Source organism: Pectobacterium versatile (genome assembly GCF_020166435.1).
In the GTDB taxonomy this organism is placed as follows: domain Bacteria; phylum Pseudomonadota; class Gammaproteobacteria; order Enterobacterales; family Enterobacteriaceae; genus Pectobacterium; species Pectobacterium versatile.
In genome coordinates this window covers 70,833-88,266 of record NZ_JAINZP010000014.1, presented here as the reverse complement: position 1 = coordinate 88,266, position 17,434 = coordinate 70,833, and the positions used below count along the sequence as shown (strand labels likewise).

Below are 17,434 nucleotides of genomic sequence, written 5' to 3'. Positions count from 1 at the left end.
GGGGCATCGCTACGATTGCTGGCTGACAGAAACGCCCAATAAGGCGATGCCTGCCATCACCCGCACGCTGGATCGCAATATCTGGCGTGACCTTATGCTGAAATCCGGCATGCTGTCGCTGATGGATGCTGAAGCGCGTACCCAGTGGCATAAAAATCTGGATGAGGGTGACCTACCTGTCATTAGCGAAGCCAATATCCTCAGCACGTTTGAACAACTTCATCAGAGCAAGCAGGAAGTATTCGAGCGAGGCGTAGTTAACGTATTCAAAGGGCTATCGTGGGATTACAAGACCAATCACCCTTGTTACTTCGACAAGAAAATCATCATCAGCAATCTGGTGACCTACAACCGTTGGGGCTTTGGCCTGAACTGGGGCTGGCGACGCGATCAACTGGCTGATTTGGAACGTATGTTGTATCTGCTGGATGGCAAACCCATTCCTGACAATCGAGGCGATGTCACCATCCGATTGATGGACCACATCCGCGATAATCCGCACAAGCAGGAATACGAGGATGAGTTCTTTAGCGTCCGTTACTTTCAAAAAGGCACCGGGCATCTCACCTTTAAACGCCCTGACTTGATCGAAAAGATGAACGACATAATCGCTAAACACTATCCGGGGATGTTGGCGGCGAAGTGATTAAACAATCACGTTACGCAGGTATATCCCATTGACATATCCCATCAATATTCTATGCTATCAATAGCACAAAATTTATCCAAGGAGACCGATATGGAAAAAACCACAGTATTTAAAAGTAACCGCAGCCAGGCGGTACGGCTCCCCAAAGCCGTTGCACTGCCCGATGATGTGAAGCAGGTTGATATCGTCGCGATTGGTCGCACACGTATCATTACTCCGGCAGGCGAAAGCTGGGACAGTTGGTTCGAAGAGGAAGGGGTAACGCCTGACTTCATGATCGCTAGAGAGCAACCAGATGATCAGATCAGGGAAGATTTCTGATGCTTAAATATCTGCTCGATACCAATATTTGTATTTACACCATCAAGAATAAACCGCAGGAAGTCAGGGACGCTTTTTACCGTCATTACGGGCAGTTTGCTATCAGTGCTATCACGCTGATGGAACTGATTTATGGCGCGGAGAAATCGGTAAACCCAGAAAAGAATCTCGCCGTGATTGAAGGTTTTTCTGCGCGTCTGGAAGTACAAACTTATGGCTTTGACGCTGCCGTACATACCGGGCAAATTCGTGCCGAGCTGGCAAAACAAGGGACCCCCATCGGCCCGTATGATGCCATGTTAGCCGGTCATGCTCGGTCCGCAGGTTTAATACTGGTAACGAACAATGTGCGTGAGTTTGAGCGAGTACCAGGGCTACGAGTGGAAAACTGGGTCAACCGATAAGCCGTATTCTGCCCTACCCCAAAACAGGATATAATCCACCACCTACTGCGGATAACCCGCAAAAAATCCAGCCAGAAAGGTTTGGGGGCCCATTTGGGGGCCACTACGTTTTTCGAACTGGTGAAAATCCTTTTATTTCAATATAGATACGTGGCCAATTCGAATCCTGTAGTGGGTCTTTTTTTATGCCTAAAATTCAGTGAATTAGCTATAAATTCGCTGTTTTCAGTCAACCAGACTTTACCGACATCTACGTACATCGAGTAGGATTTGTTGGTATAAGTGAACGACGCGGGTGCCGGATTATCGGTATCAGTCGAAGTCTGTTGCATTACTGCCCGAACACGGCATGGGATCTGCCTGTAACGGATTTATCGAGTGATTTAACAAAACGCTACGAACAGAAATACTCGATATGTATCTGTTCAAAACATTGTCTGAAGTGCGCGAACTCACAGAGGACTGGCGCACAGAATATAATGAGGAACGCCAACATCGCTCACTGGGTGATATGCCACCTGTTATCTATGCGCGGCAAAAACTGGCGGTTGGTGATGAGCCGTTTTATTATCGAGTTCGGTGACCGCCTGAGCGATCACCTTTAATACGTTGGCAGTTACACAGAATTATTTACAGGGTATAATTTTTCGAAGTCAGTAAAAAGGTCCGGACCTCTGATTTATCTTGGCACCGATATTGGAAAGGAATCCATTACACTATTGAACGAAAATCAATTTTCTTTAATTCAACCTTGCTATTCTTATCAGGAATAGAAATTTCTTCATAGCATTGATCTAGAAGCATAAAAATTTCTTCATAGTTAGAGGCTGTTAATAACATTGCTCCAACCCTATCAGTACTTGTTGAACATCCAGAAATTATTGAGTTATCTTTTCTAGTGGGGTAATAATCCACTATTACCCCATTTTTTTTTAATTCCCCCATACCTTCAACACCTGAAAAAACACCATTTTCTGCATAAATGTACTTCATTAAATAAAATTTATCTTGATATCTAGGTTCTATAAAGTCTATTTTCTTAGAAAGAAAAACATCCACAAGCAACTTTATTGTATCGACCCCTGTGACATGCTTTAAAAAATGGTGTTTACACCCTCCTCCCATTCTTGCACTGAGTTCGATAACTTTAATATCATTAGAATTTGCTATAACTTGAACTAAAAGAGGTGTGTTTAACAAATTAAAAGCTTTGGCAATTTTTTTTATTAATGGACTTATATTTTCCTCAATATACCCTTTATCTCGCGCTGGATATAAAGACGCAATAATCGGGAAATTACTCTCTTCTGATGCATTTTTCAAAGAACGGCTAACCATCAAAACAGCTGCTTCACCATTCGAATCAACCCATGAATCAACTGATAGTTCCTGCCCCTCGATAAATTCTTCAGAGAGCACAATCGAACTTCGGCTATTTTTTAAAGCATATGTGAAAGCCATGCCTAATTCATCAACAGACTCAACTTTACTCACCCCCTTAGAGCTATTAGCATCAACAGGTTTGAAAACCATAGGGTATGATAGCTTCTCCAGTTCTTTCAAATCGATAATTCCATGGTGAAGAATATGTCTTGCTGTAGGAATTTCATTTTTTATTAAAATTTCTTTCATCCATTTTTTATTAGTAAGAGAGCATGCAAGTTTACTGGACAAAGGAAAAGGCAAAGAAAGTTTTTCGGATACAAACGCAGCAACAAAAAGAGCCTGATCTGTACAAGCTGTAGTAATTAATTGGACCTGTTCAGCTTCAGCAATAATTTTTACTCTATCTACATCCATAGTACTATCATTATAGTGCTTGTCAGCATACGATGCTGCTATAGGTTCGTTGTTATAGTCAATCAAAATCACATAGCAGTCTCTTGATTTCAGTTCCTGAATTAGCGCTATTTGATCATACCCACCAGCAAGAACAATGACTTTCATTTATTAACCCTTTAAACTATTTTTGATATTACATCTATTATGGCAAGCCTTTCACTCATAGATATTTTATTACCCTGCTCATCAACAACTTGCGTACTACCATCAATCACTTTTGTTTTCCAAGATACGGCATTCTTTAATTCTTCACGACAGTCCCAAAGGCTAGGAACAGCAAAATAACCTTTTCTATAAACCTCATATAGTCCTTTAGCGCTATATAACTGTGGCGTATTTTTTTCCATATGCTTTATCATCAGAATAGCATCGCCCAAAGATTCGCTAACTTTATAATTAATTTCCTCAGACACATCCCCTGCTAGTAGATCACGCCCGACTCCTAATCGCCTATACTCTTTTATTGCATGTCGTGTAATTTTAACACTTTCATTGATAACTGGGGGCGAAGCTAACTCTACTGCTTCTGAATAACTCACTACATGAACAATAGATGGACTATTAGCATCGTTTGGCTCAATATCATCCATCATACAAGATACTGCCGCTAATTGGCATTTAGCCTTATATAAATTTGGACTGAAGTAGGCCAATCCTGCTCTTGGCTGAACATGTATTCTAAAATTAGCATCACATAATGGTCTGACAAGCCGAAGAATAGTTCTAAATTTTACTAAATCGGCAATTCCACTCGTTATTTTTGGCGTATTCAGCATAGTTTGCAGAATAACATCCTTAACGCCTTGTAACTTAGCAACCGCTACAGCCAAGTACGTTGCAATGATAGCAGTTAAATCATCAGATCCACGAAAAGAAAAATGGTGAGCAACATTTGGTTCAAACGGTTTATTGAATTTCCCGATAAATGCTAATGTATTAACGTGTTCTTTAAGACATTGTTCTACAGATAGGGGACCTCGTCCATCCGCCTTATTAAACCACCATAACGATAACGCATGCCAAGCACAATTAATCGTCCTTTCCATCATTTGCGCATATTCAGGAATATTTTTCGTACCAGAATACGCGCGCACTAACATCGACTTAGCAGAATTACGAACATATCGAAATTCTTTTTCACTGTTAATTGGCACACCTCCACCATTTGGTAAATTATCCCACGATAAGCCAAATCGTTCTTGTGTCAGTTGCGACGATCCCACAGAGATGATGTCGAGTTGTCCAGCTTCAGAGAGCACTTTCAGCCAGCTATCAAACTCGGCTAGTGCGGCCAACCGATCTTCTAAGTACGGCCCAACATGTGCCCTACATAAAACAGAACCTTCAAGTAGTGAAACTGCACCTAATCTTTCAATAATATTATCTGAGAATTTAGCGTAGTTCTCATACGGAGGTACATATAGCGGTAATGATTGATGGTAATCTCCCTTATCTATTAACTCTATCGCGAAACTCATCCGTCCATCATCATACTTACTTTGGCTAATAAGCCATGATGGAAATAGATTCTCAGGAATTTTAAGTTTAATCAAAGTTTCTATCGGAGTTTCATCACCAGAAAATAGTTCAAATTTATTACCATACTCTTCTTGTACGAGTTCACACGTTTTAGGTAACCCAGCAAAAAATATAGTTGGCATTCTACGTAATTTATTTTCAGCCAGAGCAATATGTAGACTATTGATTAGCATAGAGAAGCTACGATAACCTTGAACTGGGTCTAGGCGATAGCTGTATCCTAAACTTGATATATTATTTTCTTTTAACCATTCAATAAATATATATCGTGCATTAGCATCATTAATATGATCGACTGTTTTACAAATAGCAGCGGATGCAATAACGGTTTTGAAACCACATTCTTCAATTAGACTCGCTACGGTGGATATGCCCAAAGTATGAGCATCCAGTGCTGATTTAACAAACCCGATAGTCATAGTGCCTCTATATCTTTAGGAATAATTCGCCCATTCAACCTGAAATCATAATCCAGAAGACAGCATGCTAAGTCTATTATCAAAGAGATAGTGGGTGTTTCTATATTAAAATATTTTGCCAACGCTTCTGTAGGAACCAAGCCACATGGAACATCTTCATATATATATCGATGAGACATATCCCAAGGAGCGTCAATACATTGATAAGCCGCAGTCTGTTGTAGCATCGAATGCAGATCGCTTATCGGCGTGCCATACATTTTGTTCAACCACTGATGTATAGTAAAGATATCAGTATCCAATTTTTTCGCTATGCTACAGCGTTCTGCATCTATTGATTCAATAAGGCTAGCCACTCTCGGTGTTATACCATCACGATAGAAATTAAAACGATGAACTTTACTTTCAATCCATCCTGTATTGAGCAACATTGGGGTGCAATGTAATACAAAACCAATATTACCTAAAGACGTTTTAATCCAATTTTCAGCCACAGAATAATGTTCTTTTAATTCATTAGGTATTGTTTCATATACTTTATCAGTACTATTTTTATTCATCCCACTGATTTCTACACTAGGTTTTATTGAAAAAATATGAACATACCCATCACCAAGATCTCGGCATGTATGGATTACCGTTTGTGCTTCAGCAACAATAATTTTTTTATTTTTTCTTTTAAATACTTGTTCAAAACTATATGCGCCTAACGTTCGTCCTGGAGACAGTAATATTGGAGCTAGTGGTAAATTTAATTTCATTAAATCTTCAGCAAGGCTTTCATGAGCAGTAGCTGGTGTTGTTATTATTATTAACTCCGTTCCATTTATAGCCTCTGATAGGTCACAGGTCACAAGCGTAGGAAAAAAATTCCCATTAATCATCCCACTACATATCAATGCAGATTTTTCGATAATAGGTTCCAAACGTTGTGGGCTACGATTCCATAACCGCACTGAATGACCTAAGTAACAAATATGAGCGGCCATTCCTAGCCCTGAGTTTCCAGCCCCTAAAATCGTAATATTCATAATAAAATCCTGATAGTGGATTGTACAGCGAGTTATTTAAGGCTAACTACTAATTTCCACGTACGATTTAATTATATTGATAATCTCATTTTGCTCATCTTCAGACAACGTAGGATAAATAGGTAAGCAGAGTACCGATTTGGATACTTTATGTGCTGCAATCAGATTCTCTTCTTTAGATGAAGGTTCTCCTTTATACATAGAAAATTCTGATATTAATGGATAGAAATATCGCCTTGCATAAATATTGTTTTCTTTAAATTCATTGTATAAATCATCCCGAGAAATAGGAAATTGACTATTAATAAAAATAGGGAAATAAGCATAATTCCATTTTATATCATAACTAGAAAAATCTAATAACTCTAGACCTGGAATATCCCTCAATAAATTAAAATATTTTTGGCATATTAATTTTCTTGATTCTAAAGCTATATCAATATGCTTCAGCTGCATCAGCCCAAATGCAGCCTGTACTTCATTCATTTTTCCATTGATACCGGGTGCAACCACGGTCAATTCGTCTGCGAAGCCAAAATTTTTAAGGTAATCAATACGTTTTTTCGTTTTCGCATCATGACTAATAATTGCCCCACCTTCTATAGTGTTAAATACTTTAGTCGCATGAAAACTGAGAATAGAAAGATCGCCATAGGTTAAAATACTTGCGTCATTCTTTTTAACACCGAAAGCATGCGCAGCATCATAAATAACCTTTAATCCATAGTTATCTGCTATTTCTTGGATCCGCTCTACATCCGCGGGTATCCCATAACAATGGACAGGGAGAATCGCCGACGTTGCTGGAGTAATAACCTGTTCGATTTTTTCAGGATCGATATTACAAGTAATGGGATCGATATCTACGAAAACTGGTTTTAATCCATTCCATAGGAGAGAATGCGATGTTGCCACGAAAGAGTAAGGTGTCGTTATTACCTCTCCTGTAATACGTAATGTTTGAAATGCAGTTAATAAAGCTAATGTACCGTTAGAAAAAAGACTAATATAGCGGACACCTAAGTAATCCGCCAACGCCTTCTCTAGTTGCTGATGAAATGAGCCATTATTCGTTAACCATTTACTATCCCATATTTCTTCAAGATAAGGAATAAACTCCTCCAAAGGAGGTAACAAGGGGCTAGTGACGTATATCGGTTTTTTCATGTACAAACTCTCTGTGTATTAATTTAATTATCAACGCTACCGCCCTTGGCTCGTGGTCGCCAATATACCATATACATCTATTCTATTTTTAGTAATTAGCTAGGCAACCACGCTCTCACCCAGTCTTCTATAGTATCTTTTTTAATTATACTATTGTTATCTGAGTACTCTTTAAATTTATCTCCTAAATACTTCGCTGATTTTAAATCAATAAGATACGCATTAATTTTATCAGACCAATCTTTATATTTATTCGCTACCCTCTCGGCGGGAGTATCTTTATGTAAAAAAATATTTTTACTGCAAATAACAGGAACACCACACATTCCATGTTCCATAACTCGGATATTACAGGAGTGGTAAATATTATTAATATTACTAGCTAATGGAACAAGTGCTATATCTAAATTCAGAGAAGCTAGCTTAGCTGGATAATACTCTGCCCTTGGAATTTCATAAATCTCATGGATATATGGTTTAAATTTTTCAGGGCAATGCCCCAGAATAATCCAATCAACTTTACCTGACAGACTTTTAACTAATCTGAAAAAAAACTCAAATTCACCATTATATTGTAAAGATGAATCACTGACCCAACCAATTCTTGGTTTATCACTTATTAGTTTATTTAAAGAAATATTATTCCATTGGTCATGAGATAATTTAGTGTGCAAAACACTAATGTTAGAATGCAGTTTTTCACTGAAAATGAAATTAGCCAGTTGATCCGAAGAAACAGTGATCTTATCCATAACAGATAAAACCCTCTTCACCTTGTCTAATGCTTGCCGATTTAGGGATGGCATGATTAACTCATTAAGATCATAAACCATATAAGCATTTGTTAATCTTTTTATCCGTTCAATCCATTCATAAAACTCATCTGCAAGATATATTTTCTGATTAAAAACCAGACTATCTGCATTGAATCGAGAAACCTCTGGGATGCCTAATATTCTTTTTAAGACGGCACCATTAATAAGTTCCTCTTTCTTCATAAATTCAAAAGGTGTTATCAATCGACTATATTCATAGAAATCATATTTAATACCATGTGCAATTACCAATGGCAAAGGTGTTGGTAACCATGTCAGCTCACTATCATCAAGTGATGATTTGTAACCATTCAGTGGTAAATTGATATTATATGCAGGATCTTTGCCGATCAATGGCAGCCATTTCATATACATTGCATCTTGCTCAGCTAAAAAACGACGTTTTTTGGCTTCAGCAATCGTTTGATCAACTTGATTTTGACTGACACTACCTTCATGTACAACAATTGCATATGGAGTCCATACTGTAAAATATCCAGCTTCCCTCACTTTTAAACACAAATCCACATCGTTGTAAGATACTTTGAAAAGCGTCTCATCTAAGCCACCAACTTCCAGATAAACTGATTTCCGAATAAGTAAGCATGCGGCTGTTACAACCGTATAATTTTGATCTACATCCAGCTTGTACAAGTAACCGTGATCTTTCATTGGATCACCGACGAATATATGCTCTGCGGGGCCACCTCGCAGTCCTAAAATGACGCCTGCATGCTGGATATTTCCATCAGGGTATAATAATTTTGCACCTACGATCCCAACTTCAGGCCGCATACCATGATTTAGCATATTGGATAGCCAATCATCTTGAATGATTGCAGTATCATTATTTAATAAAACTAAGTACTCCCCCAGAGCTAATTCTGCTGCAGCATTATTTATAGCGGAATAATTAAATGGATGAGGGTAACGTAATACCTTAATTCGATTAGGGTCAATGTTTGATATTTCATTAAGCCATATTAATGTTTCAGGGAGTTCACTGTTATTATCTACAATAATAATTTCATAATTAAAATATTTCGTCCTCTCCAGAAGCGATGTAACGCAACGTTTCAACATCGCCAATTGATCTTTTGTTGGTATAATAATAGAAACAAGTGGGGTATTATCATGCTGGTAACAAAGTCGGTACTGCCCTGGAGAAGGGAGTTTTACTTGGGCATTAGTGTATCCACGGTTATATAAGTGATTTTTTATTATTGTTATTTCTTCATCACGGTGATTAAGTTCAGGTTGATGTGCAATGATTATTGGTTCAGCGATATGTCCTAAAACATGCATACCTCGTCTTTCGATTAATCTGATTATATATTCCATTTCAAACGAAGAGGAATAAGCTATATCAAACCCACCTAAATCAGCGACTGTATTGCATTTAAATATCCAATGCCTTCCCATTATAGATGGAATACTCAAAAAATAATCTAAATTAAAATCAGTACGGAATGCAGTTTCTAAATTCCCATGGTTATCTTTATATAACTCATCGCCATATACTGCATCATATCCGTTATCACCAATAGTGCCAAGTAAAATTGACACTAGGCCATGGTGTGTAATCTTGCAATTTTCATCTATAAATAGAATCCAATCTTTACGATTTAGAAACGCAATATCATTGATATGAGAAATAACATCACTTTTATTTTCAAAAATTAAAAATTCATTTTTATTGTATTTAATCAATTCGTTTTCATTTGTTATAAAAACAAATTCAGAAACCATAAATTTATATAGTTCAATGGATTCAATAGAAGATATAAAATGAGAAATCGTTTTTTTATTTTCTATTTCAACAACTAATATCAATTTCTCAGCATCATAAGAGAAATACTCTTTTAACGATAGCTTAAGACTTTCAGGCGAAGCTCTTTTATTTAACCAATGCTTAATTTTTTGAGTTGCAAATGCCTTGTTTAGCGACGCTATTAAATTTATTTTTTTAGACTCACGTCTACAAATTAATGGATGGATATCGATTAACTGATTATTTAATTTATCTCCGTTATAATAACCAGCAGCACGAATATTTTCGCCAAATTTATCACCAACATCAACGGATACCGTTGCCAAATCTTTAATTTTCTGACTACCTTGTTCCTCCGACACTCGAAAAGAAGATAATGCTTCAATTAAAAATGCAAGGTTTCCTTTCCTCAGAAGATTAACATATAAAGATAAATCACCTAGATACGGAGTTCTCATATTTTTTATTTGGAAAAAATCTTCACCTAACTCGATTAAATCTTTCCTTCTACAAAGTACGCAGCTAGGTTCACCGATAAAATTGATAGGATAGTCAGCCAGATAAGATATTAATGCATCGCCTGGAACAATGACATCCTCGGTAAAAGGTACAGATGTCGCTTGAATGTCATCTAATACATGTCCTAATTCATCTATTCGATGACGCCGTGATGAGACAAGAGAAATATTGCCATCAGACATGATGACATTGACTAATTTACTCACACAGTCTTTTTTAAGTATGTCATCATCATAAAGGAATTTTATGTATTCACCATTAGATTTAGTGACTGCATTAAATAGATTTTTTTGCTCAAAGAGCTGCGTTTCAGTTTTATAATAAAAAATAGGGAATTTTGAATTATCTTGATATTTTTTTAAAATACAAAAAATCCCGCCATTTTTATTATCATCGGAGACAATAATTTCAATATTTGGATAGTCTTGTTCACAGGCACTCTGTAACGCCGCCTCAAAAAATGTTGGTTTATAAGCAGGAATAACAATACTAACCAGTGGTTGTTGATTCATTTCTAGCCTCATTTTATTTTGACAACCAAGCTTGTAACCAATCGGTTAATCCATCACCTTCCAACATCCAATCCTGATGTACTGCGTCACGTAGATGATCACCCATTTTCGCGGTGGCATCCATGTCAGCTAAATGCATGCGGATGGCATCCATCCAATCTTTAAAACGGTTATCCACTCGCGTTACAGGTAAATTACAACGATAGGGCTCAATATCAGTACAAATCACTGGAATGCCACATACGCCCAATTCCAGTAGACGTAAATTACTCTTGCACTCATTGAAATGATTATTTTCTAACGGTACTAAAGCCAAATCAAGATTCAAGCTCGCCGTTTTTTGTGGGTAATACTCAATAGGAACGCCAGAATGGAACTCACATTTCACACCTTCTGGTTTCATTCCCATGAAGACCCATTCAACCTCGTCCTCAAGCGCTTTAACTACTGAACGAAGGATAGCAAGATCACCTTTATGGCTGCTGCCACCAGCCCAACCAACTCGAGGTTTACGCCCCTGCTGGCGGAGACTCGTTAACCCCCCCCACCAAGAGGTCGGTAACCGGTTAGAAGCTACCCGAATATCAGAATGGTAATCCGAATAGGCATCAGCTAATGCAGGCGTCGAGACAACCACCCAATCAACAGATTCCAGTGCTCGGCGGAAATTCTTGATGAGTTGCTGGGAGGTTTTTTTTCTATTGCCGCTGTTGATTGGCACATTGAGAATATAATCATCAAACTCAGCGACAACCGCCGCTTGAGTATATTTACGATACCGCGCTGCAATTTCAGGCATCTGCGCACCAGCGGCAGCCTGAACAATCACAACGTCAGGTACCATATCGGCGACATCAACCAAATTGGCAGCCCCGAGTTTCAAGCCACCTTCAATGTGCATTTCACGCTCTAGAGCCTGAAAGGGAAAAATAACGCGATAGTGCCCACAGCCATGCCAATCAGCATGGTTCGCCATAACCACAGGCAACGGACGACCAGGCAAAGGGCGGTGGCAACGCGCCATTTCCGGTGTCAAAGCAAACCCAGGTGCATGTTTACCATACGCTGGATGATAGTATGGGTCGCTTGACAGCTGTGGCAGCCATTGATCGTAAAGCGCATCAATATCTGTACGCTGTGGTAAAGGCGACAAATGGAAATGTTGTTGTAATAATCGGGAAGCCCCTCCCAGATGCACGACTCGGGCATCTGGCGTCCAGACCACCAGATACCCCTGTTGGCGAGCTTTAAGCGCTAGATCAACATCGCCAAAATAAATGGGGTACTGTTGCTCATTAAACCCACCTAATTCAACAAAAACCTCGCGTCGCATCATCATGCAGGCTGCACTTACCGCACTGACGTTATGGGTGGTAAATAACCGATTCATATAACCCGCCGAGTCGGAGGCTTTTCCCTGAAAAACAATACCTGCACTATCGTTCATTCCCAGAACAATACCACCGTGCTGTATCCGGCCATCTTCAAATTCCAGTTTCGCACCAACGATGCCGATTTCAGGCCGTAATGCATGCTGCAACATGGCTGCAAGCCATGTGCCATCAATCACTTCAGTATCATTATTAAGAAAAAGAAGTACATCTCCATTAGCCTGTTCTGCGGCAAAATTATTAATGGCAGAAAAATTGAAAGCATGTGGCCATGACAATACTTGGATCTGCGACAGCCCCATCGCCGCAAGCTGAGCCAGGTATTGGCATGCACCAGGGTCAGTTGACTGATTATCAACAATTAATAATTCATAGTGCGGATACTGAGTATGTTCCATCAGTGTTTCAATGCAGCGACTGATCACCGCAAGGTGATCCCGCGTAGGAATAATGATGGAAACAAGCGGCTTATTGGTATGTTGATACTGAATATGGCATATCCCCTTGTCCGGCTTGGCACTGACGTTTGCCTCAACATGACAACGGGCAAGATGCCGCTGAACAATTTCAGGATAATGAGTAATCACTTCATCGCTACGCAACCAATCAAACAACGCATGTTGCGTATACACAAGCACTTCTGGGATATGCCCTAGAGCTTGCGGCCCCTCTTGCTCAATTAATTGCCAGATTACATCATGCAATTCAAGCGAATAACCAATTGTGGCAATATTCCCCATCTGGCGTAACCCCGATACTTCCAATGCTAAATTAGAGCCAATATAAGGATAGCTTCGTAACATATCGATATTGCACTCTGGTTTCAGCATCGGATTATCTGCTTTACCATCTTTGATTATCGCTTCATCAAAGTAGAATGCCCGAGCAGAAGGAACACGTAATCGATATTCAGCCAACAATAATGATGCATGCGGTAGTAACTGCTCACCTGCTCGCAGAACCAGTAAATAAGATGCCGATGTTTGGGCAATAACAGCGTTAATTGGGCTAATTGCATCAGAATCAGCAGCTATCCAGATAACACTATCTTGCCCAGCGGGTATGTCGATTGCCGTCGGAGCCAAGACATAAATTTCACTTGCTGCATAAAACTGTGCCTGAATACTGTGCAGTGATGACAATATCGACGGTTCATCACTATGTGTATGCGCCATAACAACGATCGCAGTATTACCCACATCAGGATAAGCTTGAATAAATGCCTGTAGCAGATTGCGACGGGTTGGGCTAATCAGACGCTCACTCAACCACTTATCCACCGAATAAAACGGCTTGGTTTTATCGCTTAGCGTCAAATTATGGAGCGCTAGCCTCTGCAATTCCTGATCGGTGATAGTTTTTAGTGTCGGTGCAGGTAGCGTTTCCAATAATGCAGGCAATGACGCTGAAAAACGCCAGTCCTCAGCGTAATAACCTGATCTTTTTCTTATATATTCAATAGCTTTCAAAAAATTAAGTGTGATGTCCTCAGCCAATTCTTTGGCTGAAAGCGTTTTTCCCGATGTTTCCTCACGAAAAATGTTATCTTCTGCTAATTCAGTACAAACATAACCAACAAATTGATTATCACGAGATAGATAAATTGGCATACCCGCACAAAGTGCGTACTGCGCAACACGCCCACTGGCAAGGATAGCATCATAATTCTGTAAGGATTTGCTATGTAGCCACTGCTCTCGGCTAACAATGTCGCAATTTACTGAATAAGATGACAATTCATTGGGCAGTGCACTCAGCACAGGTGTCAATACATCCACCACGATTAATAGCTTTTTCAGCGACGAGGGCTCGTGAGGTAAGCGTTGAGCAAAATACCAGTCTGGTACGGGTTGGGGAAACGTTTGGATAACAGAGGGTTCAATACCACCATCGCGTAAAAAGCCAACCAAACGTGGCAATGTTATCAACACTTTATCCGCTAACCGATTTTCCAATTGAATATCTGCTGGTGTGCTCTCGCGGTTATGCAATGATTGATGATCAAAAATAATATTTGTCGTCATGCCACCGTTCAGTAGCCTGTTTAGCACGCTGGCGTTCAATGAAGCGTACTGAAGCCATAAAAGATCGTACTCCTCACCGAATATATGTTCTGCATTATCAGTAACAAATAGCCTCTCACTTGCAGATCTTTGCTCAATAAACACCTTTATCACAGCGTCATATTGATGACAATAAACATCCACATGCCAATTTTTCGCGATAAACGTATCAATTAAATCCAGCGTTGCGAGTGTTTCGTCTCGGTAGTCGGTGAGTTGGAGCGTGCTGATAAAAACACGTGGCATAACAAGCGACCTTGTGCAGAAGAAATAGATAAATACTATTATTTTAATAAGAAAAAACCAAACTGACCTATCAATAAACCTGCGAATTACTGCTTTATTTAAGGCATAAAAAAACCCGACACAAAGGCCGGGTTGAGTAAAGACATTTTTTGCTCGTAATTAACGCAGCAGAGACAGTACAGTCTGTGGAACTTGGTTTGCCTGAGACAGTACTGAAGTACCAGCCTGTTGCAGAATGTTGGCTTTGGTCATATTTGAGACCTCTACCGCATAATCCGCATCTTGAATTCGACCACGTGCGTTAGACAGGTTATTGATGGTGTTGTTTACGTTGGTAATAGTAGATTCAAAACGGTTCTGAATCGCACCCAGGTTACTACGTGCAGTATCAACCGCTTTCAACGCAGTATCGACAGCGTCAACGATTTTTTGAGCCAAGCCATCGTCACCACCCACACCACTAGTTGCACCGCTGAGGTTACCAACTGCAGTAGAGACAGCAGAAGCCAAACCGCCTGACGTAGTTGCATCAACCAATGCGCCAGAATCGATAGCAATAACTTCGTTAGCACCAGTGTTCGCACCAACCTGAATGTTGATACCGCCACTTGCAGAACCATCCAGCAGGTTCGTGCCGTTGAAAGAAGCTGAGTTAGCAACACGGTCAATTTCGTCTAAACGTTGCTTCATTTCAGTGTAGATTGAATCGCGGTCAGAAGTACCGTTGGTGTCGTTAGCTGCCTGCACCGCCAGTTCACGAACACGTTGCAAGTTATTGTTGATTTCGTTCAGGTTACCTTCAGCGGTCTGAACCAGAGAGATACCGTCATTGGCGTTACGGGCAGCCTGAGTCAGGCCTTTAACCTGTGCAGTCATACGGTTAGCAATCGCCTGACCAGCAGCATCGTCTTTTGCACTATTGATACGCAGACCAGAAGACAAACGCTCAATAGCGGTGCCCAGAGAAGACTGAGATTTGTTCAGGTTGTTCTGGGTAACCAGAGACATGATGTTAGTATTGATAGCTGCCATGATAAGAATTCCTTAATCAATGAGATGTAAGTTTCGGGTTAGACCCACGGGTTCATCCCCGTCGCTAACATTTATCGGAACGCTTTTCGGAAGCTTTAATTTTTTTTTGCTCAAATTTATTTTTTTGTTCAAAAGAGCATTATTTCCTTTCCATCTGAAAAAATCTTTTATCCGGCATAATAAAGGACTCTCTCTTTAATACTAAACTTATCATCTGTACTGCCGATAACAGTTCCGTAGACCAATCAACTCTGGATAAAAGGATTCGATCATGGCAAGCATTTCTTCATTAGGCGTAGGTTCTGGCCTAGACTTGACGACACTGCTAAGTAACCTGAGAACTGCTGAAAATCAGCGCCTTACTCCAATAAAAGACCAGCAAAACAGCTTTAAAGCTCAGGTTAACGGAGTCAGTGCATTAAAAAGTGCACTGGATAAGCTGAACACAGCCAACAATGCATTAGCCACTTCTCAATCATTTGGCATTGTCAAAGGTTCTATTGATGGAATAACCAATACCAGCATATCAGGAACAAACAAAGCGTTTACTGCCACAACGGGCAGCAAGGCTGTTCCTGGTACTTATACCGTTGAAGTTCAACATTTAGCCCAGGCACATTCGATCACTTCTGCGGCTAAAACCAGTGGCACAGAAGCATTGAGTGCAACAGATACGAAACTCGTTATTACCCAAGATAACGGTAAATTTGCTGTCCCTGGCACGACCACTGGCCAAACTCAAAAGTCCCTGGAAATCGACATTAAAGCAGGCAAAACATCATTAAACGATGTTCGTGATGCTATCAACAAAGCCAACGGCACGGTTACCGCAAGCGTTGTTAAAGCGAAAGACAACGAGTATTACCTAATGTTAACCGCAAAAAACAGCGGTACAGAAAGTAAAATTACGCTAAGTGACAGTGATGCTCTTCTTGGGACAACAGTCGAGAAAGTCGCCGCACAGAATTCTGTCATCGTCGCTAATGGTATTACGATCGAGCGTCAAAGCAATACGATTGATGATGCATTGGAAGGCGTTACATTGACGCTGCAGGCAAAAACAGAAGTTGGTAAACCAGAAACATTGAGCGTTACGCAAGATATTACTGGAATGAAGGATGCAGTCAAAGCATGGGTTGACGCCTACAACGCCTTGCAAGACACCATCATCTCGCAGACTAAATACACCGCGGTTGATGCAGGTGAAACGCAAAGTACGACTAACGGTGCCTTACTCGGTGACTCAACCGTTCGTGAAATCCAGAACAAGCTCAAGCAACAATTAACAACACTCCAGTCTGAAGGCGGTGAATTCCGCATTCTGGCCGATCTGGGGATTACGCAGAACGCTAAAACTGGTAAGTTGGAAATCAGCGACACCAAACTGGATAAAGCCTTAAAAGAAGAGCCAGGTAAAGTTAGAGCGTTCTTTGTTGGTGACAGTGATAAGACTGGTTTTGCAACGCAGACCCGTACTTATATGAAATCACTGCTTGATAACATCGATGGTGTTATTAAAAACAAACAGGATGGCCTTAGCAGCACGATTAAAAAGCTGGATACACAATATGCCAGAGTCAGTAACAGCATTGAAGAGACTATCGCTCGTTATCAAAAACAGTTTACAGAATTGGATAAATCCATGTCTAACATGAGCGGTACCAGCGCAAGTTTAACAAGCCTATTCTCTAAGCTCTAAGACAAAATAAAGCA

Annotated in this window: 11 protein-coding genes and 1 pseudogene; 5 read left to right on the top strand and 7 right to left on the bottom strand. The window is 40.0% G+C overall.

Features of this window, described 5'->3' with window-relative positions; translation table 11 throughout:
- The 4 genes and pseudogenes from K7X24_RS15660 to K7X24_RS15645 all read left to right on the top strand — a co-directional run.
- On the top strand, window positions 1-646 hold a 646-nt coding region (locus K7X24_RS15660; protein WP_224555715.1), incomplete at its 5' end, for a DUF4942 domain-containing protein.
- A 93-nt stretch (window positions 647-739) separates the two neighbouring features.
- Window positions 740-970: a type II toxin-antitoxin system VapB family antitoxin gene (gene vapB / locus K7X24_RS15655; protein ID WP_040034659.1), complete on the top strand. Its 231-nt coding sequence runs from the start codon at window positions 740-742 to the stop codon at window positions 968-970.
- Window positions 970-1,374 (top strand): type II toxin-antitoxin system tRNA(fMet)-specific endonuclease VapC, encoded by a 405-nt coding sequence (vapC, locus tag K7X24_RS15650; RefSeq protein ID WP_224555714.1) that lies wholly within the window; start codon window positions 970-972, stop codon window positions 1,372-1,374. The genes vapB and vapC overlap by 1 nt, the downstream gene beginning before the upstream one ends.
- Window positions 1,375-1,738: 364 nt before the next feature.
- Window positions 1,739-1,921, top strand: a pseudogene (locus K7X24_RS15645) (integrase core domain-containing protein); the annotation flags it as partial.
- A gap of 164 nt (window positions 1,922-2,085) precedes the next feature.
- On the opposite strand, the gene K7X24_RS15640 reads toward K7X24_RS15645, so the two are convergent.
- From K7X24_RS15640 to K7X24_RS15610, 7 genes are all read right to left on the bottom strand, one after another.
- Window positions 2,086-3,321, bottom strand: a complete 1,236-nt coding sequence (locus K7X24_RS15640; RefSeq protein ID WP_224555713.1) for an ATP-grasp domain-containing protein — start codon at window positions 3,319-3,321, stop codon at window positions 2,086-2,088.
- 11 nt (window positions 3,322-3,332) lie between these two features.
- Window positions 3,333-5,174 (bottom strand): hypothetical protein, encoded by a 1,842-nt coding sequence (locus K7X24_RS15635; protein ID WP_224555712.1) that lies wholly within the window; start codon window positions 5,172-5,174, stop codon window positions 3,333-3,335.
- A complete protein-coding gene (locus K7X24_RS15630) occupies window positions 5,171-6,205 on the bottom strand; it encodes an NAD/NADP-dependent octopine/nopaline dehydrogenase family protein (protein WP_224555711.1) in 1,035 nt (344 codons plus the stop codon). The genes K7X24_RS15635 and K7X24_RS15630 overlap by 4 nt, the downstream gene beginning before the upstream one ends.
- A 42-nt stretch (window positions 6,206-6,247) precedes the next feature.
- Entirely contained in the window at window positions 6,248-7,372 is a 1,125-nt protein-coding gene (locus K7X24_RS15625; RefSeq protein ID WP_224555710.1) for a DegT/DnrJ/EryC1/StrS family aminotransferase, read from the bottom strand.
- A 95-nt stretch (window positions 7,373-7,467) separates the two neighbouring features.
- A complete protein-coding gene (locus tag K7X24_RS15620; RefSeq protein WP_224555708.1) occupies window positions 7,468-10,989 on the bottom strand; it encodes a glycosyltransferase in 3,522 nt (1,173 codons plus the stop codon).
- A 13-nt stretch (window positions 10,990-11,002) separates the two neighbouring features.
- Window positions 11,003-14,689 carry a glycosyltransferase gene (locus tag K7X24_RS15615; protein WP_224555706.1) on the bottom strand — a complete coding sequence of 1,229 codons (3,687 nt, stop codon included), beginning with the start codon at window positions 14,687-14,689 and terminating at the stop codon, window positions 11,003-11,005.
- Between the two features lie 159 nt (window positions 14,690-14,848).
- Entirely contained in the window at window positions 14,849-15,721 is an 873-nt protein-coding gene (locus tag K7X24_RS15610; protein ID WP_263485248.1) for a flagellin, read from the bottom strand.
- A gap of 271 nt (window positions 15,722-15,992) precedes the next feature.
- Between K7X24_RS15610 and fliD the strand changes: the two genes are divergently transcribed.
- A complete protein-coding gene (gene fliD / locus K7X24_RS15605; protein ID WP_224555704.1) occupies window positions 15,993-17,420 on the top strand; it encodes a flagellar filament capping protein FliD in 1,428 nt (475 codons plus the stop codon).
- The last annotated feature ends 14 nt before the right edge of the window (window positions 17,421-17,434 follow it).